21 protein-coding genes are annotated in these 24,156 nt (G+C 59.6%); 20 read left to right on the top strand and 1 reads right to left on the bottom strand.

Going from position 1 to position 24,156, the window contains the following annotated elements; all coding sequences use genetic code 11:
• Positions 1–53: 53 nt before the first annotated feature.
• From bamA to ispD, 15 genes are all read left to right on the top strand, one after another.
• The gene (gene bamA / locus ASG55_RS01895; protein WP_041478127.1) at positions 54–2,429 is read left to right on the top strand and encodes an outer membrane protein assembly factor BamA; all 2,376 of its coding nucleotides are present in this window, start codon (positions 54–56) and stop codon (positions 2,427–2,429) included.
• A gap of 45 nt (positions 2,430–2,474) precedes the next feature.
• Positions 2,475–2,978 carry an OmpH family outer membrane protein gene (locus ASG55_RS01900; protein ID WP_003222140.1) on the top strand — a complete coding sequence of 168 codons (504 nt, stop codon included), beginning with the start codon at positions 2,475–2,477 and terminating at the stop codon, positions 2,976–2,978.
• Between the two features lie 3 nt (positions 2,979–2,981).
• On the top strand, positions 2,982–4,037 hold the full coding sequence (gene lpxD, locus ASG55_RS01905) for a UDP-3-O-(3-hydroxymyristoyl)glucosamine N-acyltransferase (RefSeq protein ID WP_056783213.1): 1,056 nt from the start codon (positions 2,982–2,984) through the stop codon (positions 4,035–4,037).
• 106 nt (positions 4,038–4,143) lie between these two features.
• Positions 4,144–4,584 (top strand): 3-hydroxyacyl-ACP dehydratase FabZ, encoded by a 441-nt coding sequence (gene fabZ, locus ASG55_RS01910; RefSeq protein WP_016771469.1) that lies wholly within the window; start codon positions 4,144–4,146, stop codon positions 4,582–4,584.
• Positions 4,581–5,357, top strand: coding sequence for an acyl-ACP--UDP-N-acetylglucosamine O-acyltransferase (gene lpxA / locus ASG55_RS01915; RefSeq protein ID WP_056783215.1), 777 nt, complete (start codon positions 4,581–4,583; stop codon positions 5,355–5,357). The genes fabZ and lpxA overlap by 4 nt, the downstream gene beginning before the upstream one ends.
• Positions 5,358–5,359: 2 nt before the next feature.
• Complete coding sequence (gene lpxB / locus ASG55_RS01920) at positions 5,360–6,490, top strand: lipid-A-disaccharide synthase (RefSeq protein WP_056783217.1); 1,131 nt, start codon at positions 5,360–5,362, stop codon at positions 6,488–6,490.
• 11 nt (positions 6,491–6,501) lie between these two features.
• Positions 6,502–7,128, top strand: coding sequence for a ribonuclease HII (gene rnhB, locus ASG55_RS01925; RefSeq protein ID WP_016771466.1), 627 nt, complete (start codon positions 6,502–6,504; stop codon positions 7,126–7,128).
• Positions 7,129–7,204: 76 nt separating this feature from the next.
• Complete coding sequence (dnaE, locus tag ASG55_RS01930) at positions 7,205–10,726, top strand: DNA polymerase III subunit alpha (protein ID WP_056783220.1); 3,522 nt, start codon at positions 7,205–7,207, stop codon at positions 10,724–10,726.
• A gap of 139 nt (positions 10,727–10,865) precedes the next feature.
• Positions 10,866–11,813, top strand: coding sequence for an acetyl-CoA carboxylase carboxyltransferase subunit alpha (locus ASG55_RS01935; protein ID WP_016771465.1), 948 nt, complete (start codon positions 10,866–10,868; stop codon positions 11,811–11,813).
• A 133-nt stretch (positions 11,814–11,946) separates the two neighbouring features.
• Positions 11,947–13,275: a tRNA lysidine(34) synthetase TilS gene (tilS, locus tag ASG55_RS01940; protein WP_056783221.1), complete on the top strand. Its 1,329-nt coding sequence runs from the start codon at positions 11,947–11,949 to the stop codon at positions 13,273–13,275.
• A 274-nt stretch (positions 13,276–13,549) separates the two neighbouring features.
• Positions 13,550–15,181: a CTP synthase gene (locus tag ASG55_RS01945; protein WP_016771462.1), complete on the top strand. Its 1,632-nt coding sequence runs from the start codon at positions 13,550–13,552 to the stop codon at positions 15,179–15,181.
• Between the two features lie 4 nt (positions 15,182–15,185).
• Positions 15,186–16,031 carry a 3-deoxy-8-phosphooctulonate synthase gene (gene kdsA, locus ASG55_RS01950; RefSeq protein ID WP_041478122.1) on the top strand — a complete coding sequence of 282 codons (846 nt, stop codon included), beginning with the start codon at positions 15,186–15,188 and terminating at the stop codon, positions 16,029–16,031.
• A 155-nt stretch (positions 16,032–16,186) separates the two neighbouring features.
• A complete protein-coding gene (gene eno / locus ASG55_RS01955; protein ID WP_056783223.1) occupies positions 16,187–17,476 on the top strand; it encodes a phosphopyruvate hydratase in 1,290 nt (429 codons plus the stop codon).
• Between the two features lie 169 nt (positions 17,477–17,645).
• Complete coding sequence (gene ftsB / locus ASG55_RS01960; protein WP_016771460.1) at positions 17,646–17,924, top strand: cell division protein FtsB; 279 nt, start codon at positions 17,646–17,648, stop codon at positions 17,922–17,924.
• Positions 17,921–18,628, top strand: a complete 708-nt coding sequence (gene ispD, locus ASG55_RS01965; RefSeq protein WP_056783224.1) for a 2-C-methyl-D-erythritol 4-phosphate cytidylyltransferase — start codon at positions 17,921–17,923, stop codon at positions 18,626–18,628. The genes ftsB and ispD overlap by 4 nt, the downstream gene beginning before the upstream one ends.
• A 132-nt stretch (positions 18,629–18,760) precedes the next feature.
• Here ispD and ASG55_RS01970 read toward each other — a convergent pair whose 3' ends face one another.
• Positions 18,761–19,657 carry a LysR substrate-binding domain-containing protein gene (locus ASG55_RS01970; protein WP_056783227.1) on the bottom strand — a complete coding sequence of 299 codons (897 nt, stop codon included), beginning with the start codon at positions 19,655–19,657 and terminating at the stop codon, positions 18,761–18,763.
• Positions 19,658–19,773: 116 nt separating this feature from the next.
• Here ASG55_RS01970 and ASG55_RS01975 point away from each other — a divergent pair, with 116 nt between their 5' ends.
• The 5 genes from ASG55_RS01975 to surE all read left to right on the top strand — a co-directional run bounded on the left by ASG55_RS01975 (position 19,774) and on the right by surE (position 24,129).
• Positions 19,774–20,886: an S-(hydroxymethyl)glutathione dehydrogenase/class III alcohol dehydrogenase gene (locus tag ASG55_RS01975; protein ID WP_007908835.1), complete on the top strand. Its 1,113-nt coding sequence runs from the start codon at positions 19,774–19,776 to the stop codon at positions 20,884–20,886.
• An 88-nt stretch (positions 20,887–20,974) separates the two neighbouring features.
• The gene (fghA, locus tag ASG55_RS01980; protein WP_056783229.1) at positions 20,975–21,820 is read left to right on the top strand and encodes an S-formylglutathione hydrolase; all 846 of its coding nucleotides are present in this window, start codon (positions 20,975–20,977) and stop codon (positions 21,818–21,820) included.
• A gap of 43 nt (positions 21,821–21,863) precedes the next feature.
• Positions 21,864–22,337, top strand: coding sequence for a 2-C-methyl-D-erythritol 2,4-cyclodiphosphate synthase (gene ispF, locus ASG55_RS01985; RefSeq protein ID WP_016771456.1), 474 nt, complete (start codon positions 21,864–21,866; stop codon positions 22,335–22,337).
• The gene (gene truD / locus ASG55_RS01990; protein ID WP_056783231.1) at positions 22,334–23,392 is read left to right on the top strand and encodes a tRNA pseudouridine(13) synthase TruD; all 1,059 of its coding nucleotides are present in this window, start codon (positions 22,334–22,336) and stop codon (positions 23,390–23,392) included. Before ispF ends, truD begins: the two co-directional genes overlap by 4 nt.
• Entirely contained in the window at positions 23,380–24,129 is a 750-nt protein-coding gene (gene surE / locus ASG55_RS01995) for a 5'/3'-nucleotidase SurE (protein WP_024011837.1), read from the top strand. Before truD ends, surE begins: the two co-directional genes overlap by 13 nt.
• The last annotated feature ends 27 nt before the right edge of the window (positions 24,130–24,156 follow it).

Below are 24,156 nucleotides of genomic sequence, written 5' to 3' on the forward strand. Positions count from 1 at the left end.
TGCCGCATTTTGCGGCAGTTTGTTTATTGCCAGTTGGAATAAGAAAGGACTTCATGAAACGTCTGCTGCTAACTGCGGTTCTCACCGTATTGATGATCGCCGAAGTTCACGCCGAGTCCTTCACTATCTCTGATATTCGCGTCAATGGCCTCCAGCGGGTCTCCGCGGGTAGCGTCTTTGGTGCCTTGCCGTTGAACGTCGGCGAGCAGGCGGATGATCGTCGCCTGGTGGAATCCACTCGTGCGTTGTTCAAAACCGGTTTCTTTCAAGATATCCAGCTGGGCCGCGAAGGCAACGTTCTGGTCATCACCGTGGTCGAGCGTCCATCGGTCGCCAGTATCGAAATCGAAGGCAACAAGGCGATTTCCACTGAAGACCTGATGAAAGGCCTCAAGCAATCCGGTCTGGCCGAAGGCGAAATCTTCCAGCGCGCCACCCTCGAGGGTGTGCGTAACGAACTGCAACGTCAGTACGTCGCCCAGGGTCGCTACTCGGCAACCGTTGACACCGAAGTGGTTTCGCAGCCGCGTAACCGCGTGGGTCTGAAGGTGAAGATCAACGAAGGTACCGTTGCCGCCATTCAGCACATCAACGTGGTAGGCAACACGGTTTTCCCTGAGGAAGACCTGACCGACCTGTTCGAACTGAAAACCACCAACTGGCTGTCGTTCTTCAAGAACGATGACAAATATGCCCGTGAAAAACTTTCCGGTGACCTGGAGCGTCTGCGTTCCTACTATCTGGACCGCGGCTATATCAACATGGACATCGCTTCGACCCAGGTATCGATTACCCCGGACAAGAAGCACGTCTACATTACTGTCAACGTCACCGAAGGCGAGAAGTACACCGTTCGAGACGTCAAGCTCAGCGGTGACCTGAAAGTCCCTGAAGACCAGATCAAGTCGCTGTTGCTCGTGCAGAAGGGCCAGGTGTTCTCGCGCAAGCTGATGACCACCACCTCCGAGCTGATCACCCGTCGTCTGGGTAACGAAGGCTACACATTCGCCAACGTCAACGGCGTGCCTCAGCCGCACGATGATGACCACACTGTGGACATCCTCTTCGCTGTCGATCCGGGCAAGCGTGCCTACGTAAACCGCATCAATTTCCGTGGCAACACCAAGTCCGAGGACGAAGTGCTGCGTCGTGAAATGCGTCAAATGGAAGGTGGCTGGGCTTCGACCTACCTGATCGACCAGTCCAAGACCCGTCTGGAGCGCCTGGGCTTCTTCAAGGAAGTCAACGTTGAAACCCCGGCGGTGCCTGGCGTCGACGACCAGGTTGATGTGAACTACGCCGTTGAAGAACAGGCTTCCGGTTCGATCACCGCCAGCGTTGGTTTCGCCCAGAGCGCCGGTCTGATCCTCGGTGGTTCGATCACCCAGAACAACTTCTTGGGTACCGGTAACCGCGTCAGCATCGGCCTGACCCGCAGCGAATACCAGAGCCGCTACAACTTCGGCTACGTTGACCCCTACTGGACCGCCGACGGCGTGAGCCTGGGTTACAACGCGTTCTATCGCACCACCGACTACGATGAACTCGATGCCGATATTTCCAGCTATGCGGTAGACAGCCTCGGTGCGGGCGTGAACGTCGGCTACCCGATCAGCGAAACATCGCGTCTGACCTTCGGTCTGTCTGCCCAGCAGGACAAGATCAACACCGGTCGCTATACCGTTGACGAGATTTTCGACTTCGTCGAGAAGGAAGGCGACAACTACCTGAACTTCAAGGCCTCGGCCGGTTGGTCCGAGTCGACCCTGAACAAAGGCGTGTTGCCGACCCGTGGTCGTTCCCAGAGCCTGACCCTGGAAACCACCATTCCTGGCAGCGACCTGTCGTTCTTCAAACTTGACTACCGTGGTCAGCTGTTCCAGCCGATCACCGAAAACTACACACTGCGCCTGCACTCCGAACTCGGTTATGGCGATGGTTACGGTTCGACCGATGGTCTGCCGTTCTATGAAAACTACTATGCCGGTGGTTTCAACTCGGTTCGTGGCTTCAAGGACAGCACCCTCGGCCCGCGCAGTACGCCGAGCCGTGGTAACAACCCTGGCACTATCGCTGACCCGGACCAGGATCCACTGCCGTTCGGTGGTAACGTCCTGATCCAGGGCGGTGTAGAAGTTCTGTTCCCGCTGCCATTCGTCAAGGATCAGCGTTCCCTGCGTACTTCGGTCTTCTGGGATGTCGGTAACGTGTTTGACTCGCAGTGCAAGGACACTACGAACGCCAATGGTTCCTCGTCCAACACCAAGTGCAACGACATCAGCCTGAGCAACATGGCCAGTTCCGTAGGTGTCGGCGTGACCTGGGTCACCGCACTGGGTCCGTTGAGCTTCGCCCTGGCGATGCCGATCAAGAAACCGGATGACGCTGAAACTCAAGTGTTCCAATTCTCCCTCGGCCAGACGTTCTAAGCGTCTGACCCAAGATAACGACAATGGATTTTGTAGGAGTGCATCGTGCGTAAGTTGACTCAATTGGTTCTCCTGGCCTCCGTACTGGTGGCAGGCCCGGCGTTCGCCGACATGAAAATTGCCGTGCTGAACTATCAGATGGCTCTGCTGGAATCCGACGCGGCGAAGAAGTACGCGGTGGATGCAGAGAAGAAGTTCGGTCCGCAACTGACCAAGCTGAAAACCCTGGAAAGCAGCGCCAAAGGCATTCAGGACCGTCTGATGGCCGGTGGCGACAAAATGCAGCAGGGCGAGCGTGAGCGTCTGGAGCTGGAATTCAAGCAAAAGGCTCGTGACTTCCAGTTCCAGTCCAAGGAACTGAATGAAGCCAAAGCTGTTGCCGACCGTGAAATGCTCAAGCAACTGAAGCCGAAACTGGACAGTGCCGTGGAAGAAGTCATCAAGAAAGGTGGTTTTGACCTGGTGTTCGAGCGTGGCGCAGTCATCGATGTCAAACCTCAGTACGACATCACGCGCCAGGTTATCGAGCGCATGAATCAGCTGAAGTAACCCATGACCGTGACTATCAGGCTCGGCCAGTTGGCCGAGCACCTCGGCGCCACCCTGCGTGGCGACCCCGAGACGCAAATTACTGGGCTAGCCACTTTGCAAGAGGCTGGCCCAGCTCAGTTGAGCTTTCTGGCAAATCCCCAATACCGCAAATACCTGGCCGGTTCTCAGGCAGCTGCACTGCTGCTCAAGGAAGCCGACGCCGAAGGTTTCGCCGGTAATGCCTTGGTGGTGCCGGATCCTTACCTGGCCTACGCACGCATCTCGCATCTGTTCGATCCAAAGCCAAAAGCGGCTGGCGGGATTCATCCGACAGCGGTGATCGCGGCGGACGCAGTGGTTGATCCAAGTGCCAGCATCGGTCCGTTCGTGGTGATCGAAGCCGGTGCACGCATCGCTGCACAGGTCACGCTGGGCGCGCATTGCGTAGTCGGCGCGCGCAGCGAAATCGGTGAAGGCGGCTGGCTGGCTCCGCGCGTCACGCTCTATCACGATGTGCGCATCGGCAAGCGTGTGGTTATTCAGTCCGGTGCAGTGATCGGCGGTGAGGGCTTCGGCTTCGCCAACGAGAAAGGTGTCTGGCAGAAAATCGCCCAGATCGGTGGCGTGACCATCGGCGACGATGTCGAGATCGGCGTGAACACCGCCATCGACCGCGGCGCTCTGGCCGATACGGTGATTGGCAACGGTGTGAAGCTCGACAACCAGATTCAGATCGCGCACAACGTCCAGGTCGGTGATCACACCGCCATGGCTGCGTGCGTCGGCATTTCCGGCAGCACCAAGATCGGCAAGCACTGCATGCTCGCTGGCGGTGTAGGTCTGGTCGGCCACATTGATATTTGCGACAACGTTTTCCTGACCGGGATGACTATGGTGACTCACTCGATTACCGAGCCGGGCGCCTATTCTTCCGGCACAGCCATGCAACCGGCGGCCGAATGGCGCAAAAGCGCGGCCCGAATCCGTCAGCTCGATGACATCGCGCGACGGTTGAAACAGCTGGAAAAGCGCGTTGGGGAAGTGACCCCTGACGGCAATGCTTCATCTGATGGCTGATACCATTTCCATATCAAGTGTGCACAGCCTCTGGACTGCCTCCTTGATTTGCTAGAGGAGTGCGCGTCAGTCGCGCTCCCAATCTTTACATAGGCTTTCCCCTGAAATGATGGACATCAACGAGATTCGCGAATACCTGCCTCACCGTTACCCGTTCCTGCTGGTGGACCGGGTGGTGGAACTGGACACTGAAGGCAAGCGAATTCGCGCCTACAAGAATGTCAGCATCAATGAACCGTTCTTCAATGGTCACTTCCCTGCGCATCCAATCATGCCGGGCGTGCTGATCATCGAGGCGATGGCTCAGGCTGCCGGGATCCTCGGTTTCAAGATGCTCGACGTCAAACCGGCCGACGGCACCCTGTATTACTTCGTCGGTTCCGACAAGCTGCGCTTCCGCCAGCCAGTCAAGCCGGGCGATCAGTTGATCCTTGAAGCGACTTTCATCAGCTGCAAGCGCAAGATCTGGAAGTTCGAATGCCAGGCTTCGGTGGACGGCAAGCCGGTCTGCTCGGCAGAAATCATCTGCGCGGAACAGAAAGTATGAGTTTGATTGACCCTCGCGCAATCATCGATCCGTCCGCCGTTCTGGCTGACGGCGTCGAGGTCGGCCCGTGGTCGATCATCGGCGCAGGTGTGGAAATCGGCGAGGGTACCGTGATCGGGCCGCACGTGATCCTCAAGGGGCCGACCCGCATTGGTAAAAACAATCGCATCTACCAGTTTTCTTCGGTAGGCGAAGACACCCCGGATCTGAAGTACAAAGGCGAGGAAACCCGCCTGGTGATCGGCGACCACAACGTCATCCGCGAAGGCGTGACCATTCACCGTGGCACCGTGCAGGACCGTTCGGAAACCACACTGGGTGATCACAACCTGATCATGGCCTATGCCCACATCGGCCATGACAGCGTCATCGGCAATCACTGCATTCTGGTCAACAACACTGCGTTGGCCGGGCATGTACACGTTGACGACTGGGCGATCCTCTCCGGTTTTACCCTGGTGCATCAGTACTGCCACATCGGCGCCCACAGCTTTTCCGGCATGGGCACGGCGATCGGCAAGGACGTTCCGGCGTTCGTCACCGTATTCGGCAACCCGGCCGAAGCGCGCAGCATGAACTTCGAAGGCATGCGCCGTCGCGGTTTCAGCGAAGACGCGATCCACGCCTTGCGTCGTGCTTACAAGACGGTCTATCGGCAGGGCCTGACGGTCGAGCAGGCGTTGGCCGAACTGGCCGAGTCGTCTGCGCAGTTCCCTGAAGTCGCCGTGTTCCGCGATTCGATCCAGGCATCGACTCGCGGCATCACCCGCTGATCATGGCCAATCTGCGTATTGCGCTGGTGGCGGGTGAGGCTTCCGGTGACATTCTCGGCGCCGGCCTCATGCGTGCGCTCAAGGCTCAGCACCCGGCAGTCGAGTTCATCGGCGTCGGCGGTCCGCTGATGCAGGCCGAAGGCCTGACCTCGTACTTTCCCATGGAGCGCTTGTCGGTCATGGGGCTGGTGGAGGTCCTCGGTCGGCTGCGTGAATTGCTCAAGCGCCGCAAAGAGCTGATTGCCACACTGATTGCCGCAAAGCCAGACGTGTTCATCGGCATCGATGCGCCGGATTTCAACCTCAATATTGAACTCAAGCTGCGTCAGGCCGGGATCAAGACCGTGCATTACGTCAGCCCGTCAGTGTGGGCATGGCGGCAGAAACGGGTGCTGAAGATCCGCGAAGGCTGCGATCTGATGCTGACCCTGTTGCCGTTCGAAGCGAAATTCTACGAAGAGAAAGGCGTGCCGGTGCGTTTCGTCGGTCACACCTTGGCCGATACCATTCCGCTGCAAGCTGATCGTGCCGCTGCCCGCGCCGAGCTGGGTTTGCCCGACGGTCCGCTGGTAGCGCTGATGCCGGGCAGCCGTGGCGGTGAAGTCAGTCGCCTCGGCGCGCTGTTCCTCGACACCGCCGAACGTCTGCGCGCCATGCGTCCGGGCGTGCGCTTTGTCATGCCTTGTGCAAACCCGGAACGCCGGGTGCAACTTGAGGCCTTGCTTGCTGGCCGGGATTTGCCGGTGACATTGCTCGACGGTAAATCCCATCTGGCCCTCGCCGCGTGCAACGCCGTGTTGATCGCCTCCGGCACTGCTACCCTTGAAGCGCTGCTGTACAAGCGACCGATGGTGGTGGCATATCGGTTGGCGCCGCTGACGTTCTGGATTCTCAAACGCATGGTCAAGAGCCCGTACGTGTCGCTGCCCAACTTGCTCGCTCAGCGCTTGCTGGTGCCGGAGTTGTTGCAGGATGATGCGACTGTCGAAGCCTTGGCGCAGACGCTGTCGCCATTGATCGATGGCGGTGATGAACAGACCCGCGGCTTCGACGAGATCCACCGCACGCTGCGGCGCGATGCTTCCAATCAGGCGGCGCAAGCCGTCCTTGACCTGATCGGCAAACCACAATGAGCAAGACAAGCATGCAAATGGGCCTGGATTTCACCCTGGTCGCCGAAGTCGAAGAACTGGTCGCCGGTGTTGATGAAGTCGGTCGTGGTCCGTTGTGCGGTGCGGTGGTGACGGCGGCAGTGATTCTCGATCCGAACCGGCCGATCCTCGGCCTCGACGATTCGAAAAAACTCACCGAAGCCAAGCGCGAAAAGCTCTACGACGAGATCTGTGAAAAGGCCCTGAGCTGGTGCATCGCCCGTGCCGAAGTTGAAGAAATCGACGATCTGAATATCCTCCACGCGACCATGCTGGCCATGCAGCGCGCGGTTGCCGGTCTGCACATTCAGCCGAAACTGGCGATGATCGACGGTAACCGCTGCCCGCATCTGCCGATGCGTGCCGAGGCGGTGATTCAGGGCGACGGCAAGGTGCCGGCGATCGCGGCGGCGTCCATTCTGGCCAAGGTCAGTCGTGACCGCGAAATGGCGGCATTCGAATTGATCTACCCGGGCTACGGCATCGGCGGCCATAAAGGCTACCCGACGCCCGTTCATCTGGAAGCACTGGCGCGGCTCGGCCCGACGCCGATTCACCGCCGCTCGTTCGCCCCGGTACGCCTGGCTTACGAGGCGCGGGAAAGCCTGACGCAGGTTTAGGCGCAAGGCTGATGTTTTATTCGAGGCCCGGTACAATCCGGGCCTCGTTGTCTCTATGTAACTGGACAGGATCACTATGCCGGCTTCATTCGTTCATCTACGCCTGCACACTGAATACTCCCTGGTCGACGGGCTGGTGCGGATCAAGCCGCTGGTCAAGGCGCTGACCGCCATGAACATGCCGGCGGTCGCGGTCACCGACCAGAACAACATGTGTTCCCTGGTCAAGTTCTATAAAAACGCCATGGGCGCCGGCATCAAGCCGATCTGCGGCGCCGACCTGTGGCTGGCGAACAAGGACCCGGATGCACCGCTGAGCCGCCTCAGCCTGCTGGTGATGAACGCTCAGGGTTATCGCAATCTCACCGAACTGATCTCGCGTGGCTTCATCGAAGGCCAGCGCAACGGCATGGTCATCGTCGAGCGCGAGTGGGTGGCCGAGGCCAACGAAGGTTTGATCATGCTGTCCGCCGCCAAAGAAGGCGAGATCGGCATGGCCATGATCGGCGGCAATCCGGCGGAAGCCGAAGCGCTGGCGCGCGAGTGGATGGCGGTGTTCCCGGATCGCTTCTATCTGGAAATCCAGCGCACCAACCGCCCCAACGATGAAGAACAGCTGCATGGCGCCGTGGCCCTGGCCGACAAGCTCGGTGCGCCGCTGGTGGCGACCAACGATGTGCGTTTCATCAAGCAGGAAGACTTTGCCGCCCACGAAACCCGCGTGTGCATCGGTGAGGGCCGCGCCCTCGATGACCCGCGTCGTTCGAAGAATTACAGCGATCAGCAATACTTGAAAAGCGCCGAGGAAATGCTCGAGCTGTTCAGCGATATTCCCGACGCCATCGAAAACACCGTCGAGATCGCCAAGCGCTGCAACATCGAAGTGAAGCTGGGCACACACTTCCTGCCCAACTTCCCGATCCCCGATGGCATGACCATCGACGAATATTTCCGCAAGGTCTCCTTCGAAGGTCTCGAAGAACGCTTGGCTGTGCTGCTGCCCAAAGACACTACCGAAGACTACGAAGCCAAGCGTCAAGTCTACGTCGACCGCTTGAATTTCGAGCTGGATATCATCATCCAGATGGGCTTCCCCGGTTACTTCCTGATCGTGATGGACTTTATCCAGTGGGCCAAGAACAACGGCGTGCCGGTAGGTCCGGGCCGTGGGTCGGGTGCCGGTTCGCTGGTGGCTTACGTACAGAAGATCACCGACCTCGACCCGCTGGAATATGACCTGCTGTTCGAACGTTTCCTCAACCCGGAACGGGTTTCCATGCCCGACTTCGACGTCGACTTCTGCATGGACGGTCGTGACCGGGTGATCGATTACGTGGCCGAAAAGTACGGCCGCAACGCGGTGAGCCAGATCATCACCTTCGGTTCCATGGCCGCCAAGGCTGTGGTCCGTGACGTGGCGCGGGTGCAGGGCAAGTCCTATGGCCTGGCGGATCGTCTGTCGAAGATGATTCCGTTCGAAGTCGGCATGACCCTGGAAAAAGCCTACGAACAGGAAGAAATCCTGCGCGACTTCATCAAGGTCGATGAAGAAGCAGCGGAAATCTGGGAGATGGCGCGCAAGCTTGAGGGCGTGGTGCGTAACGTCGGCAAGCACGCCGGTGGTGTGGTGATCGCGCCGACCAAACTCACCGACTTCTCGCCAATCTATTGCGACGAGGCCGGTGACGGTCTGGTGACCCAGTTCGACAAGGACGACGTTGAGGCCGCCGGTCTGGTGAAGTTCGACTTCCTCGGCCTGCGTACCCTGACGATCATCGACTGGGCGCTGAAAACCATCAACCGCGACCGCGCCAAGGTCAACGAGCCGCCGCTGGATATCGCCTTTATCCCGCTCGACGACAAGCCGACCTATCAGTTGCTGCAAAAAGCCGAAACCACGGCGGTGTTCCAGCTTGAATCCCGGGGCATGAAAGAGCTGATCAAAAAGCTCAAGCCCGACTGCCTGGAAGACTTGATCGCACTCGTTGCACTGTTCCGTCCCGGTCCGCTGCAATCGGGCATGGTGGACGACTTCATCAACCGTAAGCACGGTCGCGCCGAACTGGCCTATCCGCACTCGGACTACCAGTACGACGGTCTCAAGCCGGTACTGGCGCCGACTTACGGCATCATCCTGTATCAGGAACAGGTGATGCAGATTGCCCAGGTCATGGCCGGTTACACCCTCGGCGGTGCGGACATGCTGCGTCGGGCGATGGGTAAGAAAAAGCCCGAAGAAATGGCCAAGCAGCGCGGCGGCTTCATCGAGGGTTGCGCGACCAACGGCATCGACGCGGATCTTGCCGGTAACATTTTCGACCTGGTGGAGAAATTCGCCGGTTACGGCTTCAACAAGTCCCACTCCGCCGCTTACGGCCTGGTGTCGTACCAGACCGCTTGGCTGAAAGCTCACTACCCGGCGCCGTTCATGGCCGCGGTACTTTCGGCGGATATGCACAACACCGACAAGGTCGTGACCTTGATCGAGGAAGTGCGGACGATGAAGCTGCGCCTCGACGCGCCGGACGTGAACACTTCGGAGTTCAAGTTCACGGTGAACGACGACGGCCGCATCGTTTACGGCCTCGGCGCGATCAAAGGCGTCGGTGAAGGTCCGGTGGAAGCGATCACCGAAGCGCGTCAGGCCGGTCCGTTCAAGGATCTGTTCGATTTCTGCGCGCGGGTCGACCTCAAGCGCATCAACAAACGAACTCTCGATGGCTTGATTCGCAGCGGCGCGCTGGATCGCCTCGGCCCGTATTTCCACGACGAACAAAAGGCCTATCAAGCCAACATCGACCGTAACCGCGCGGTACTGCTGGCGGCGATGGAAGAAGCGATCAAGGCTGCCGAGCAGACTGCGCGGACTCACGACTCTGGCCACGCCGACCTGTTTGGCGGCCTGTTCGTCGAAGAAGATGCCGACGTCTACGCGTCCCATCGCAAGGCCAAGGAACTGACCCTCAAGGAACGCCTCAAGGGTGAAAAAGACACCCTGGGCCTGTACCTGACCGGTCACCCGATCGACGAATACGAAGGCGAAATCCGCCGCTTCGCCCGTCAGCGCATCATCGACCTGAAACCGGCGCGCGACACGCAGACGGTGGCGGGGATGATCATTGCCCTGCGGGTGATGAAGAACAAGAAGGGCGACAAGATGGGCTTCATCACCCTTGACGACCGCTCCGGACGGATCGAAGCGTCGCTGTTTGCCGATGCGTTCCATTCGGCGCAGTCGCTGCTGCAGACCGACGCGATGGTGGTGGTCGAAGGCGAAGTCAGCAATGACGACTTCTCCGGCGGCCTGCGCCTGCGGGTCAAGCGCGTGATGAGCATGGAAGATGCGCGGACCAATTTGGCCGAGAGCCTGCGCCTGAAGCTGCACACCCAGGATCTCAAAGGCGATCAGCTACGCTGGTTGGGCGAACTGCTCAAGCGTCATCGCGGCGCGTGCCCGGTGACCATGGAGTACACCAGCCCGGATGCGAAGACCTTGCTGCAGTTCGGCGAGACCTGGCGGATCGACCCGGCGGATGCCTTGATTCAAGCCCTGCGTGACCAGTTCGGGCGAGACAACGTCTTCCTCCAATACCGTTGACCGGCAAGTGCCATCATGGCGCTTGCCCGCAACCTGAATTTTTAATCTCGACCTCAGCGCGCCTCTCCCTTAAGGTAGGGCGCGAATAGACAACCGGCCGGCCCAAGCTCACTTGGGACACGACCCAAGACGGACGCCTATGAACCCGAATTTTCTAGATTTCGAACAGCCGATCGCCGACCTGCAAGCCAAGATCGAAGAGTTGCGCTTGGTCGGTAATGACAATTCGCTGAATATCGGCGATGAGATCTCCCGCCTGCAGGACAAGAGCAAGACGCTGACCGAAGACATCTTCGGCAAGCTGACCAGCTGGCAGATCGCACGCCTGGCGCGTCACCCGAAACGCCCTTACACCCTCGATTACATCGAGCACATCTTCACCGAGTTCGACGAACTGCACGGCGACCGTCACTTCTCCGACGACGCCGCCATCGTTGGCGGTATCGCCCGTCTGGAAGACCAGCCAGTGATGATCATCGGCCACCAGAAGGGCCGTGAAGTGCGTGAGAAAGTTCGCCGCAACTTCGGTATGCCGCGTCCGGAAGGCTATCGCAAGGCCTGCCGTCTGATGGAGATGGCCGAGCGCTTCAAGATGCCTATCCTGACCTTCATCGATACCCCGGGTGCTTATCCTGGCATCGACGCTGAAGAGCGCAACCAGAGCGAAGCGATTGCCTGGAACCTGCGTGTGATGGCGCGTCTGAAGACTCCGATCATCGCCACTGTAATTGGTGAAGGTGGTTCCGGCGGCGCACTGGCCATCGGCGTCTGCGATCAATTGAACATGCTGCAATATTCGACTTACGCGGTGATCTCGCCGGAAGGTTGCGCATCGATCCTGTGGAAGACCGCCGAGAAAGCACCGGATGCCGCTGAGGCAATGGGCATCACCGCTGAGCGTTTGAAAGGCCTGGGTATCGTCGACAAAGTGATCAGCGAGCCACTGGGCGGCGCCCATCGTGACCCGGCTGCTGCCGCCGCTTCGATCCGCGCCGAGCTGAGCTCGCAACTGGCGATGCTCAAGCAGTTCGATAACGAAGCGCTGCTCAAGCGCCGTTACGATCGCCTGATGAGCTACGGTCTCTAATCAGACGCGTACTATCCCTGTGGGAGCGAGCCTGCTCGCGAAAGCGGTATGACAGTCGACGGATCTGTTGAATGTTAAGCCGCATTCGCGAGCAGGCTCGCTCCCACAGGGGTTTTTAGGCAAAGGTGCAGAAATGGGCCAGTCCCCAACTGATTTGCCATCCCGGCTATTGCTGAACCTTGAGCCCTGGCGCCACGCCGCTCACTGGCGCATCGCCTTCTCCGGTGGCCTCGATTCCACCGTCCTCCTGCATCTGCTCGCCACTCTGGCGAACACCGAATCCCTCCCTGCGCTCAGCGCCATTCATATCCACCACGGCCTTCAGGCTGCGGCCGATGCGTGGCCGCAACATTGCCAAGACGTTTGCGATGCGCTGGACATTCCTTTGCAAGTGGAGCAGGTGACCGTAAAGGGCGGGGCGAGCCTGGAGCGGGCGGCGCGGGATGCGCGTTATGCCGCGTTCAGTTCGCTGACGCAGACCAATGACGTGTTGCTGACTGGCCAGCACCGCGATGACCAAGCGGAAACGCTGCTGTTTCGGCTGTTGCGCGGTGCCGGTGTACGCGGGCTCGGGGCGATGCCGCAGCAGCGCCCAGTGGGGCAGGGCATGCTGGTTCGACCGTTGCTGGATGTCAGCCGTGCTGAGCTGGAAGGTTATGCACAGGCGCATCAGTTGCGCTGGATCGAAGACCCGTCGAACCAGGACCGGCAGTTTTCGCGCAACTATTTGCGCCATCAAGTCATGCCGGTCCTCACCGAACGCTGGCCGCAAGCGCAGGCCAGCATGGCGCGCACCGCTGCGAATCTGCGTGAGGCGCAGGGCTTGCTCGATGAGCTGGCGCAGATTGATCTCGCACAAGCCGAAACGCCCAATGAATTCGCTTGGCTGGGTGTGCCATCGCTGGAGCTGACACCATTGACGGCGTTGTCTGACGCGCGCCAGCGAAATGCCCTCAGCCACTGGCTCGAACCGTTGACCCGGCTGCCGGATGCTGACCATTGGTCGGGTTGGACAACGCTGTGTAATGCCGGCGCCGACGCTTCACCGATCTGGCGTTTGGCCGACGGAGAGCTGCACCGCAGCGGCGGTCGCGTCTGGTGGCTGAGCGACAGTTGGTTGCGCACGCCAGTGATCGGCGCCGACTGGCAGACCCCGACTTCAGCGCTACGCTTGCCGGATAACGGACGCGTCATGCTCCACGGGCAAGCTCCATCCGGGCCTTTGCGTATTGCCTATCGGCAGGGCGGTGAGGTCATGCAACTGGCCGAGCGCGGCAGTCGTGATCTCAAGCGTCTGCTCAACGAGCGCGCGGTCCCGGCCTTCGTGCGTGGCAGATTGCCGCTGCTGTTTCGTGGCGAAGAATTGCTCGCCGTGGCGAACCTGCCGGGTCTTGCTGGTCAGATGGACGAAGGCTGGACATTGCACTGGCAGCCAACAGACGAAGATCAAGGTTTGAGCTGAAAGGAGCATTCCGGTAGACTACGCTCCCTTCTTGATACAACTTCTGTGGATTCGCCTGAATTGCAGGAGTTGCCGATTACCAAGCAGTCTTTGCTGGGCGATTCCAAAAAATGTGTAGCGAGCAACGTACCGGTGTTTCATCTGCCGGTCTGTCACAACGCGGCGGTTTTTTCGAAAGGTGCACTGTGATTAATGCAGGTGATCGGGGGCTTCGGCCTTCCTTCGCTTTCCCCGGCGGCTCGTTCCGCTTTAACGCAGACTTCTAGGGTTTTTCATGACGCGCTACATATTCGTCACGGGCGGTGTTGTTTCTTCATTGGGGAAAGGCATTGCCTCGGCTTCATTGGCGGCTATCCTGGAGGCGCGGGGGCTTAAGGTCACCATGCTGAAGCTGGATCCGTACATCAACGTCGATCCAGGCACCATGAGTCCGTTCCAGCACGGTGAAGTATTCGTCACCCACGACGGCGCCGAGACCGACCTGGATCTGGGGCACTACGAGCGGTTCATCCGCACGACCATGACCCAGAACAACAACTTCACCACCGGCCGTGTCTACGAGCACGTGCTGCGCAAAGAGCGCCGTGGCGACTACCTGGGTGCAACCATCCAGGTGATCCCGCACATCACCGACGAAATCAAGCGTCGCATCATCAAAGGTGCCGGTGACGCTGACGTCGCGATGGTCGAAATCGGTGGCACCGTCGGTGACATCGAGTCGCAACCATTCCTCGAAGCCATCCGCCAGTTGCGTTTTGAAGTCGGCGCCAAGCGCGCGATGCTGATGCACCTGACGCTGGTGCCGTACATCGCCACCGCTGGCGAAACCAAGACCAAACCGACCCAGCACTCCGTCAAGGAACTGCGCTCGATCGGTCTGCAGCCAGACGTGCTGGTGTGCCGCTCCGATCACCCGATCGATGTGTCCTCGCGTCGCAAGATCGCGCAATTCACCAACGTTGAAGAGCGTGCGGTAATCGCGCTGGAAGACGCCGATACCATCTACAAGATCCCGGGCATCCTGCACTCGCAGGGCCTGGACGATTTCGTCGTCGAGCGTTTCGGTCTGCAATGCGGCAGCGCCGATCTGTCCGAGTGGGACGCAGTGGTCGATGCCAAGCTGAACCCGGAACACGAAGTGACCATCGCCATGGTCGGCAAGTACATGGAGCTGCTCGACGCGTACAAGTCGCTGATCGAAGCCATGAGCCATGCCGGCATCAGCAACCGCACCAAGGTCAACCTGCGCTACATCGATTCCGAAGACATCGAGAACCAGGGCACTGCGCTGCTCGAAGGTGTTGATGCGATTCTGGTGCCAGGCGGCTTCGGTCTGCGTGGCGTTGAAGGCAAGATCACCGCTGTTCAGTACGCTCGCGAAAACAAGGTTCCGTACCTCGGCATCTGCCTGGGCATGCAAGTGGCGGTCATCGAATTCGCCCGTAACGTACTGGGCTGGAAAGACGCCAACTCCACCGAGTTCGATCGTGCCAGCGGCCATCCGGTTGTCGGTCTGATCACCGAGTGGGAAGACGCCACCGGTGCTGTCGAAGTGCGTACCGAAGCGTCCGATCTGGGCGGCACCATGCGCCTCGGCGCGCAGGATTGCCTGCTTGAGCCGGGCTCCAAAGTCCATGATTGCTACGGCAAGGACGTGATTGTCGAGCGTCATCGTCACCGTTACGAAGTGAACAACAACCTGCTGCCGCAGATCATCGAAGCCGGCCTGAAGATTTCCGGTCGCTCCGCCGATGCTGCGCTGGTCGAAGTGGTTGAAGCGCCGGATCATCCATGGTTCGTCGCCTGCCAGTTCCATCCTGAGTTCACCTCGACCCCACGCGACGGCCATCCGCTGTTCAGCGGTTTTGTCAAAGCCGCGTTGGCTCAACACCAGAAGAAGGCGTAACCCGATGGCACAGAAGATCATCCGCGTCGGCGACATCGAGATTGCCAACGACAAACCCATGGTGCTGTTCGGCGGCATGAACGTGCTGGAAAGCCGTGACATGGCCATGCAGGTTTGCGAAGAGTACGTGAAGGTCACCGAAAAACTCGGTATCCCTTACGTGTTCAAGGCCAGCTTCGACAAGGCCAACCGTTCTTCTGTGACCTCGTATCGCGGTCCTGGCCTGGAAGAGGGCATGCGCATCTTCCAGGACATCAAGCAAGCCTTCGGCGTGCCGATCATCACCGATGTCCACGAGCCGCATCAGGCCGCGGTCGTCGCTGAAGTCTGCGACATCATTCAGCTGCCGGCCTTCCTGTCGCGCCAGACCGATCTGGTTGTCGCGATGGCCAAGACCAATGCCGTGATCAACATCAAGAAAGCCCAGTTCCTCGCGCCTCAGGAAATGAAACACATCCTGAACAAGTGCGTGGAAGCCGGTAACGATCAGTTGATCCTCTGCGAGCGTGGTTCGAGCTTCGGCTACAACAACCTCGTGGTCGACATGCTCGGCTTCGGCATCATGAAGCAGTTCGAATACCCGGTGTTCTTCGACGTGACCCACTCGCTGCAAATGCCTGGCGGTCGTTCCGACTCCGCCGGCGGTCGCCGTGCGCAGGTCACCGATCTGGCCAAGGCCGGCATGAGCCAGTCGCTGGCGGGTCTGTTCCTCGAAGCGCATCCGGATCCGGACAACGCCAAATGCGACGGCCCTTGCGCCTTGCGTCTGGACAAACTGGAGCCATTCCTGGCCCAGCTCAAGGCTCTGGACGAACTGGTGAAGAGTTTTCCGACGGTAGAAACCGCGTAACGCTCGATTCTCCGGTAAAGTACCGCACGATTTGTCGCTCATGCCCTCGGGCGTGAGCGTTGTCGTCTGCAAGTCTGCCCGCTGTACTTCGCTTGCCGACGATAAAGATTTCCTCTAGCTGCGTCGTTTTCGTCAACTTTGGAGTGTTTACAACAATGGCAAAAATCGTCGACATCAAAGGTCGTGAAGTTCTCGACTCCCGTGGCAATCCCACCGTGGAAGCGGACGTGCTTCTCGACAACGGCATCATCGGCAGCGCCTGCGCGCCGTCCGGTGCATCCACTGGCTCGCGTGAAGCGCTCGAGCTGCGTGATGGCGACAAGAGCCGTTACCTGGGCAAGGGCGTGCTCAAGGCGGTAGCCAACATCAACGGTCCGATCCGCGATCTGCTGCTGGGCACCGACCCGAGCGACCAGAAAGCCCTCGACCAAGCGATGATCAAGCTCGACGGTACCGAAAACAAGGCGACCCTGGGCGCCAACGCCATCCTCGCCGTGTCCCTGGCTGCGGCCAAGGCGGCTGCGCAGGATCAGGATCTGCCGCTGTACGCACACATCGCCAACCTCAACGGCACCCCGGGTGTGTACTCGATGCCGGTCCCGATGATGAACATCATCAACGGTGGCGAGCACGCCGATAACAACGTCGACATCCAGGAATTCATGGTGCAGCCGGTCGGCGCCAAGTCGTTCTCGGAAGGTCTGCGCATGGGCACCGAGATTTTCCATCACTTGAAAGCTGTGCTGAAGGCCCGTGGCCTGAGCACCGCCGTTGGTGACGAAGGCGGTTTCGCACCGAACCTGGCTTCCAACGAAGACGCGCTGAAAGTGATCTCCGAAGCCGTGGCCAACGCCGGTTACAAGCTGGGCACCGACGTGACCCTGGCGCTGGACTGCGCCGCGAGCGAGTTCTACGAAGACGGCAAGTACAACCTGTCCGGCGAAGGCCAGGTGTTCACTGCTGAAGGTTTCGCCGACTACCTCAAAGGTCTGACCGAGCGTTACCCGATCATCTCCATCGAAGACGGTCTGGACGAGTCCGACTGGGCCGGCTGGAAAATCCTCACCGACAAGATCGGCGAGAAGACCCAACTGGTAGGCGACGACCTGTTCGTGACCAACACCAAGATCCTGAAAGAAGGCATCGATAAAAAGATCGCCAACTCGATCCTGATCAAGTTCAACCAGATCGGCACCCTGACCGAAACCCTGGAAGCCATCCAGATGGCCAAGGCTGCCGGCTACACCGCAGTGATCTCGCACCGCTCCGGCGAAACCGAAGATTCGACCATTGCCGACCTGGCTGTGGGCACCTCGGCTGGCCAGATCAAGACCGGTTCGCTGTGCCGCTCCGACCGCGTTTCCAAGTACAACCAACTGCTGCGTATCGAAGAGCAGTTGAACGGCAAGGCCCAGTACAACGGCCGTGCCGAGTTCCGCGGTTAAGCGCAACCTGATCAAAGGACACCGGATTGTGTCGGAAAAGTCGTGACAGCGATGGATTTGCCACTAATCTGATGCCTTAAGCACAAGCCTGGATCTTTCCAGGCTTCGTGCTATCAGATGCTGCAACATTATGCGTGGCTGTCTTTTTTCACTGGATACCTGATATTCGATGCGCAGTCCTTACTGGTTGTTTCTTGTTTTGCTCTTGCTGCTGGCCGGTCTGCAGTACCGCCTGTGGGTGGGCAATGGCAGTCTGGCGCAGGTCGCCGAACTGAAACAGCAGATCGCCGAGCAACATGCCGAGAACGAAGGCCTGCTGGAGCGCAACCGGGTGATGGACGCTGAAGTCAGCGAGCTGAAGAAAGGAATGGAGACCGTTGAAGAGCGGGCTCGTCACGAACTGGGCATGGTCAAGGACGGCGAAACCCTTTACCAGTTGGCCCAATGATCGATTCCCTGCCGGCCTTCTGGGCCGTGATTCCTGCCGCGGGCGTCGGTGCCCGAATGGCCGCGGACCGTCCCAAGCAATATCTGCAACTGGGCGGGCGCACAATTCTCGAACACAGCCTCGGCTGTTTCCTCGATCACCCGAGCCTCAAGGGCCTTGTGGTCAGTCTTGCTGTTGACGATCCCTATTGGCCGAATCTGGCATGCGTCAACGATCCACGCATTCAGCGGGTCGACGGCGGGGCGGAGCGTTCTGCTTCGGTGCTAAACGCCTTGCTGCATCTGCATGCGCAAGGTGCCGACGATGACGATTGGGTGCTGGTGCACGATGCGGCCCGGCCGAATCTGAGTCGCGATGATCTCGACAAGTTGCTTGCCGAACTGGCGGATGACCCGGTCGGTGGTCTGTTGGCGGTGCCCGCTCGCGACACGCTCAAACGCATTGATAAAAACGGTCGTGTGGTTGAAACGGTGGACCGCAGCGTGATCTGGCAGGCGTATACGCCGCAGATGTTTCGCCTCGGCGCGTTGCATCGGGCGTTGGCCGACAGCCTGGTTGCGGATGCCGTGATTACCGATGAAGCTTCTGCGATGGAATGGGCCGGTCTGGCACCGCGTCTGATCGAAGGGCGGGCGGATAACCTCAAGGTGACCCGGCCGGAAGATCTGGAGTGGTTGCGCCAGCGTTGGGCGAATCGCCGCTGAGATTTGGGGTCGCTGTGGCATTGCCTTCGCGAGCAGGCTCGCTCCCACAGAGGGAATGCATTCAGCTGTCGAACTCGGTCAATTGTGGGAGCGAGCCTGCTCGCGAAAACGGTCGCACAGGCAACCAATAACTCAAAGTTTGTACTCCGGCCTTTCAGCCAGTCCCACCTTCAAATAATCCACCAACTTGCGCACCTTCGGCGACAGATGCCGCTGCTGCGGATACAACGCCCACACCGCCGTATTCGGCGGCTGATGCGCCTCCAGCAAGGAAATCAGCGCGCCACTGTGCAGATGCTCGAGCACGTAATAGTCCGGCAACTGACACAACCCGACGCCCTGAAGCGCCGCATCCAGCACCGCCTGCCCACTGTTGCAACGCCAGTTGCCCTGCACCCGTTGGGAAAATTCCCGCCCGTTCTGTTCCAGTTGCCAGATATCCGAACTGCCAATCAGGCAATTGTGCCGACTCAATTCCGACAAGCTGTGTGGGCGCCCATACCGTTCCAGGTAGGAAGGCGACGCGCACAGGTACATTCTCCGTGGTGCCAGACGTGTCGCGACCAAGCGCGAATCCTGTAACCGACCCAGACGGATCGCCAGATCCAGCCCTTCATGCACCAGATCCAGTTGGCGATTGCTCAGCTCGATATCGATACGCAGCTGCGGGTAAAGCCCCATGAAACGAGTCACCAGCGGCACGATAAAGCGTTCGCCATAGGCCACCGCGCAGGTCATGCGCAGCATGCCTTTCGGTTCACTGGTCAGATCGCCCACCGCGCGCAACGCTTCTTCGCGGCCGTCCTGCAGGCGCTGGCAATGTTGCAGGAAAGTCTGCCCGGCCTCTGTCAGCGTCACCCGCCGGGTGCTGCGGTAGAGCAGCCGCGTCTGCAAACGCTCTTCGAGCCGTACGATTTGTCGACTGATGTGTGAGGAAGAAACCCCAAGACGCTCGGCAGCGGCGGTGAATTGATTGCATTCGGCGACGGCAACGAACTCATCGATGCCTTCCCAGCGGTTTTCCGACACTTGGATTATCCCTGTATGGCAATAATGTTTTGCTTTGGTCCGGATTATTCCTCAGGACGCGCTGAACTACACTGTCTGTCTGCTTTTTTATTTACTGGATTCATTGGAGAGTCAGCATGATCAAGTCGCGCGCCGCCGTTGCCTTCGAGGCCAAGAAGCCGCTGGAAATCGTAGAAGTCGATGTCGCCATGCCCAAGGCCGGTGAAGTATTGCTGCGCGTCGTCGCTTCCGGGGTTTGCCACACCGATGCCTACACCTTGTCCGGCGCAGACCCGGAAGGCATCTTCCCGTCGATCCTCGGCCATGAAGGTGGCGCCATCGTTGAAGCGATCGGCGAAGGCGTGACTTCGGTCGCCGTCGGCGATCACGTCATTCCGCTGTACACCCCGGAATGCGGCCAGTGCAAATTCTGCAAGTCGGGCAAGACCAACCTCTGCCAGGCGATTCGCGCCACCCAAGGCAAGGGCCTGATGCCGGATGGCACTTCGCGCTTTTCCTACAAGGGCGAAACGATTTTCCACTACATGGGCACTTCGACGTTTTCGGAGTACACCGTACTGCCGGAAATTTCCGTAGCGAAGATCTCCAAAGACGCGCCGCTGGAAAAGGTCTGCCTGCTCGGTTGCGGCGTCACCACCGGTATCGGCGCCGTGCTCAACACCGCCAAGGTCAAGCCGGGTGACACCGTGGCCATCTTCGGTCTCGGCGGTATCGGCTTGTCGGCCGTGATCGGCGCGGTGAAAGCCAAGGCTGCGCGGATCATCGCCATCGACATCAATCCAGCCAAGTTCGAAATCGCCAAACAACTCGGTGCCACCGATTGCGTGAATCCGAAAGACTTTGATCGTCCGATCCAGGAAGTAATCGTCGACATGACTGATGGCGGCGTCGACTTCTCCTTCGAGTGCATCGGCAATGTGCAACTGATGCGCGCCGCGCTTGAGTGCTGCCACAAAGGCTGGGGCGAGTCGGTCATCATCGGTGTCGCCGGTGCCGGCCAGGAAATCGCTACCCGTCCGTTCCAGTTGGTCACCGGTCGCGTCTGGCGCGGTTCGGCGTTCGGCGGCGTGCGTGGCCGTACTGAATTGCCAAGCTACGTCGACATGGCCCAGAGCGGCGAAATCCCGCTGGATACCTTCATCACCCACACCATGGGCCTGGAAGATATCAACAAGGCGTTCGACCTGATGCACGAAGGCAAGAGCATCCGCACAGTCATTCATTTCTAAGGAGCAGCGGCAAGCTACAAGCCACAAGCTGCAAGCAGGCGCAATTCCCTCTTGCAGCTTGAAGCTCGCATCTTGCGGCTGAAGTGCTATGAATCTGGAAAACATTTCCTGTCAGAAGAGTTTTGGTGGCTGGCACAAGCGTTATCGCCATCGCTCCGAAGTGCTTGATTGCGACATGGTCTTTGCCGTGTACCTGCCGCCACAAGCGGAGCAGGGCGGCAAGCTGCCGGTGTTGTACTGGTTGTCAGGCCTGACCTGCACCGATGAGAACTTCATGCAGAAGGCCGGTGCGATGCGCATGGCTGCCGAGCTCGGGTTGATCATCGTCGCCCCGGATACCAGTCCGCGTGGCGCGGATGTCCCGGATGATGCCGACAAAGCTTGGGATTTCGGTCTCGGCGCCGGGTTTTATCTGAACGCCACGCAGGAACCGTGGGCGCGGCACTATCAGATGCATGACTATGTCGTGCAGGAACTGCCTGCTCTGGTCGAAGCGCATTTCCCCGCTTCCGACAAACGCAGTATCAGCGGTCACTCCATGGGCGGCCACGGCGCATTGGTCTGCGCGCTGCGCAATCCCGGGCGTTATCAGTCAGTGTCGGCGTTCTCGCCGATTACCCATCCAATCGATTGCCCGTGGGGTCAGAAGGCCTTTTCCAACTATTTGGGCGAAGACCGTTCGAAGTGGAAGGAGTGGGACGCCTGTGTGCTGATCGCAGAGGCGACGGAGAAGTTGCCGTTGCTGGTCGATCAAGGTGATCGTGACGATTTCCTCGCCACCCAGCTGAAACCCGAAGCCCTGCAACACGCCGCAAAACAAGCGGGGCATCCGCTGGAGCTGCGCCTGCAACCGGGCTACGACCACAGCTATTTCTTCATCTCAAGCTTCATTGACGACCACTTGCAGCATCACGCACGCGCTCTGCGCGGTTAATGCAGGTAGAATCACGCCCTGACAAAAATCGGGGCGTTTTTTTATGCGTATTGGCCACGGCTACGATGTGCACCGTTTCGCTGAAGGCGATTTCATTACTCTGGGCGGCGTGCAAATTGCACACAGCTTCGGGCTGCTCGCTCATTCCGACGGTGACGTCCTGCTGCACGCCTTGAGCGATGCCTTGCTCGGCGCGGCGGCGCTGGGTGATATCGGCAAACACTTCCCGGACACCGATCCGCAATTCAAGGGCGCCGACAGCCGTGTGCTGTTGCGTCATGTGGTCAGTCTGATCCACGCCAAGGGCTGGAAAGTCGGCAACGTCGACAACACCATCGTTGCCCAGGCGCCAAAAATGGCGCCGCATATCGAATCGATGCGCGCGCTGATCGCGGCGGATCTTCAAGTTGAGTTGGATCAAGTGAACGTCAAAGCTACCACCACCGAAAAGCTTGGCTTTGTCGGTCGCGAAGAAGGCATCGCCGTGCACTCCGTTGCCTTGTTGCTGCGCGCATGAATGAACTGCAATTACTCGGCTCACGGGCCTATGGCGAACCCCTCGGCACAGCGGTACTGAAAGCCATCGCCGAAGATTTCCAGGTCGATGAAGTGCTGGATATTCCGTTCAGCGGTGACGGCGAACACCTGTGGATCTGGGTGGAAAAGCGCGGCCTCAATACCGAAGAAGCGGCGCGGCGTATTGCCAAGGCAGCCGGCGTGCCGTTGCGTACCGTCAGCTATGCCGGGCTGAAGGACCGTCAGGCCCTGACCCGACAGTGGTTCAGCGTGCAGTTGCCGGGCAAGGCCGATCCGGATCTGTCGGCCGCGGAAAACGACACGCTGAAGATCCTCAAGACCACGCGCCACAAGCGCAAGCTGCAACGCGGTGCGCATTCGGCCAACGGTTTCACCCTGCGCCTGACGCAATTCAATGGCGACAAAGATGCGATTGAACAGCGGCTGCAACTGATCGCCAAACAAGGCATCCCCAATTATTTCGGCGCCCAGCGCTTCGGCCATGACGGCGGCAACGTTGTCGATGCCCGGGCGTGGGCGGCGCGCAAGGCTTTGCCGGAACAGCGCAATGTGCGTTCGCGGTTGCTGTCGACGGCGCGTAGCTTTCTGTTCAACCAAGTGCTCGCGGCGCGCGTCGCCGAAGGCACCTGGAACACCGCACTGGTGGGCGATCTGTTGGCCTTTACTGACAGCCGCAGCTTTTTCCCGGCCGGCGAAGCCGAATGCAGCGACCCGCGTCTGGCGATTCTCGACCTGCACCCGACCGGTCCGCAGTGGGGCGAAGGTGACTCGCCCACCGCTGGCGCAGTCCATGAACTGGAGCAGGCGATCGCCTCCCGCGAAGCGGATCTGCGCGACTGGTTGATCCACGCCGGCATGAGCCATGAACGTCGCATCCTGCGGCTGCCCATTGGCGGGTTGACGTGGCATTATCCCCAACCTGACATTCTGCAACTGGAATTCGTCCTCCCGGCCGGATGCTTTGCCACCGTATTGGTGCGCGAGCTCGTTGATCTGGTGCCGGTGGGGCAGACGGACAGCCCATGCGTATTCTGATTTCTAACGACGATGGGGTAACCGCGCCCGGTCTCGCCGCGCTTTATGCTGCGCTGGCGGATTACACCGAATGCGTGGTTATCGCCCCGGAGCAGGACAAAAGCGGCGCCAGCAGTTCGCTGACGCTCGACCGTCCGCTGCACCCGCAATACCTGGCCAACGGCTTTATCAGCCTCAACGGCACACCGACCGATTGCATTCACCTGGGCCTTAACGGCTTGCTTGAGCGCGAAGCGGACATGGTGGTATCCGGCATTAATCTGGGCGCCAATCTTGGTGACGACGTGCTGTATTCCGGAACCGTGGCGGCAGCGCTGGAAGGACGATTTCTCGAGCGCCCATCGTTTGCCTTCTCACTGGTCTCGCGTCAGGTGGACAATCTGCCGACTGCGGCCTACTTTGCGCGCAAACTGGTCGAGGCCCACGCCGGGCTGGATCTGCCACCGCGCACGGTGCTCAACGTGAACATCCCCAATCTGCCCATCGATCACATCCGTGGCATTCAGTTGACCCGCCTCGGTCATCGCGCCCGCGCGGCGGCGCCGATGAAAGTGGTCGATCCGCGCGGCAAGGCCGGTTACTGGATTGCCGCTGCCGGCGACGCTGAAGACGGCGGCCCGGGCACCGATTTTCATGCCGTGATGCAGGGCTATGTGTCCATCACGCCGTTGCAGCTCGATCGCACCTTCAATGATGCCTTCAGAAGTCTGGATGGCTGGCTGGGAGGGCTGAGCTGATGCGCGAACACGACGACCGCCTGCGCA

Origin of the sequence: Pseudomonas sp. Leaf434 (assembly GCF_001425545.1) — a bacterium.
GTDB lineage: Bacteria > Pseudomonadota > Gammaproteobacteria > Pseudomonadales > Pseudomonadaceae > Aquipseudomonas > Aquipseudomonas siliginis.

Bases quoted from the DNA above. Each gene is read 5' to 3' on its own strand.
- dnaE (WP_056783220.1), top strand. From the start codon at position 7,205: ATGCCGGCTTCATTCGTTCATCTACGCCTGCACACTGAATACTCCCTG.
- ispF (WP_016771456.1), top strand. From the start codon at position 21,864: ATGCGTATTGGCCACGGCTACGATGTGCACCGTTTCGCTGAAGGCGAT.
- fghA (WP_056783229.1), top strand. From the start codon at position 20,975: ATGAATCTGGAAAACATTTCCTGTCAGAAGAGTTTTGGTGGCTGGCAC.
- lpxD (WP_056783213.1), top strand. From the start codon at position 2,982: ATGACCGTGACTATCAGGCTCGGCCAGTTGGCCGAGCACCTCGGCGCC.
- rnhB (WP_016771466.1), top strand. From the start codon at position 6,502: ATGCAAATGGGCCTGGATTTCACCCTGGTCGCCGAAGTCGAAGAACTG.
- ftsB (WP_016771460.1), top strand. From the start codon at position 17,646: ATGCGCAGTCCTTACTGGTTGTTTCTTGTTTTGCTCTTGCTGCTGGCC.
- ASG55_RS01975 (WP_007908835.1), top strand. From the start codon at position 19,774: ATGATCAAGTCGCGCGCCGCCGTTGCCTTCGAGGCCAAGAAGCCGCTG.
- truD (WP_056783231.1), top strand. From the start codon at position 22,334: ATGAATGAACTGCAATTACTCGGCTCACGGGCCTATGGCGAACCCCTC.
- lpxA (WP_056783215.1), top strand. From the start codon at position 4,581: ATGAGTTTGATTGACCCTCGCGCAATCATCGATCCGTCCGCCGTTCTG.
- bamA (WP_041478127.1), top strand. From the start codon at position 54: ATGAAACGTCTGCTGCTAACTGCGGTTCTCACCGTATTGATGATCGCC.
- surE (WP_024011837.1), top strand. From the start codon at position 23,380: ATGCGTATTCTGATTTCTAACGACGATGGGGTAACCGCGCCCGGTCTC.
- ispD (WP_056783224.1), top strand. From the start codon at position 17,921: ATGATCGATTCCCTGCCGGCCTTCTGGGCCGTGATTCCTGCCGCGGGC.
- kdsA (WP_041478122.1), top strand. From the start codon at position 15,186: ATGGCACAGAAGATCATCCGCGTCGGCGACATCGAGATTGCCAACGAC.
- ASG55_RS01945 (WP_016771462.1), top strand. From the start codon at position 13,550: ATGACGCGCTACATATTCGTCACGGGCGGTGTTGTTTCTTCATTGGGG.
- tilS (WP_056783221.1), top strand. From the start codon at position 11,947: ATGGGCCAGTCCCCAACTGATTTGCCATCCCGGCTATTGCTGAACCTT.
- ASG55_RS01935 (WP_016771465.1), top strand. From the start codon at position 10,866: ATGAACCCGAATTTTCTAGATTTCGAACAGCCGATCGCCGACCTGCAA.
- lpxB (WP_056783217.1), top strand. From the start codon at position 5,360: ATGGCCAATCTGCGTATTGCGCTGGTGGCGGGTGAGGCTTCCGGTGAC.
- eno (WP_056783223.1), top strand. From the start codon at position 16,187: ATGGCAAAAATCGTCGACATCAAAGGTCGTGAAGTTCTCGACTCCCGT.
- fabZ (WP_016771469.1), top strand. From the start codon at position 4,144: ATGATGGACATCAACGAGATTCGCGAATACCTGCCTCACCGTTACCCG.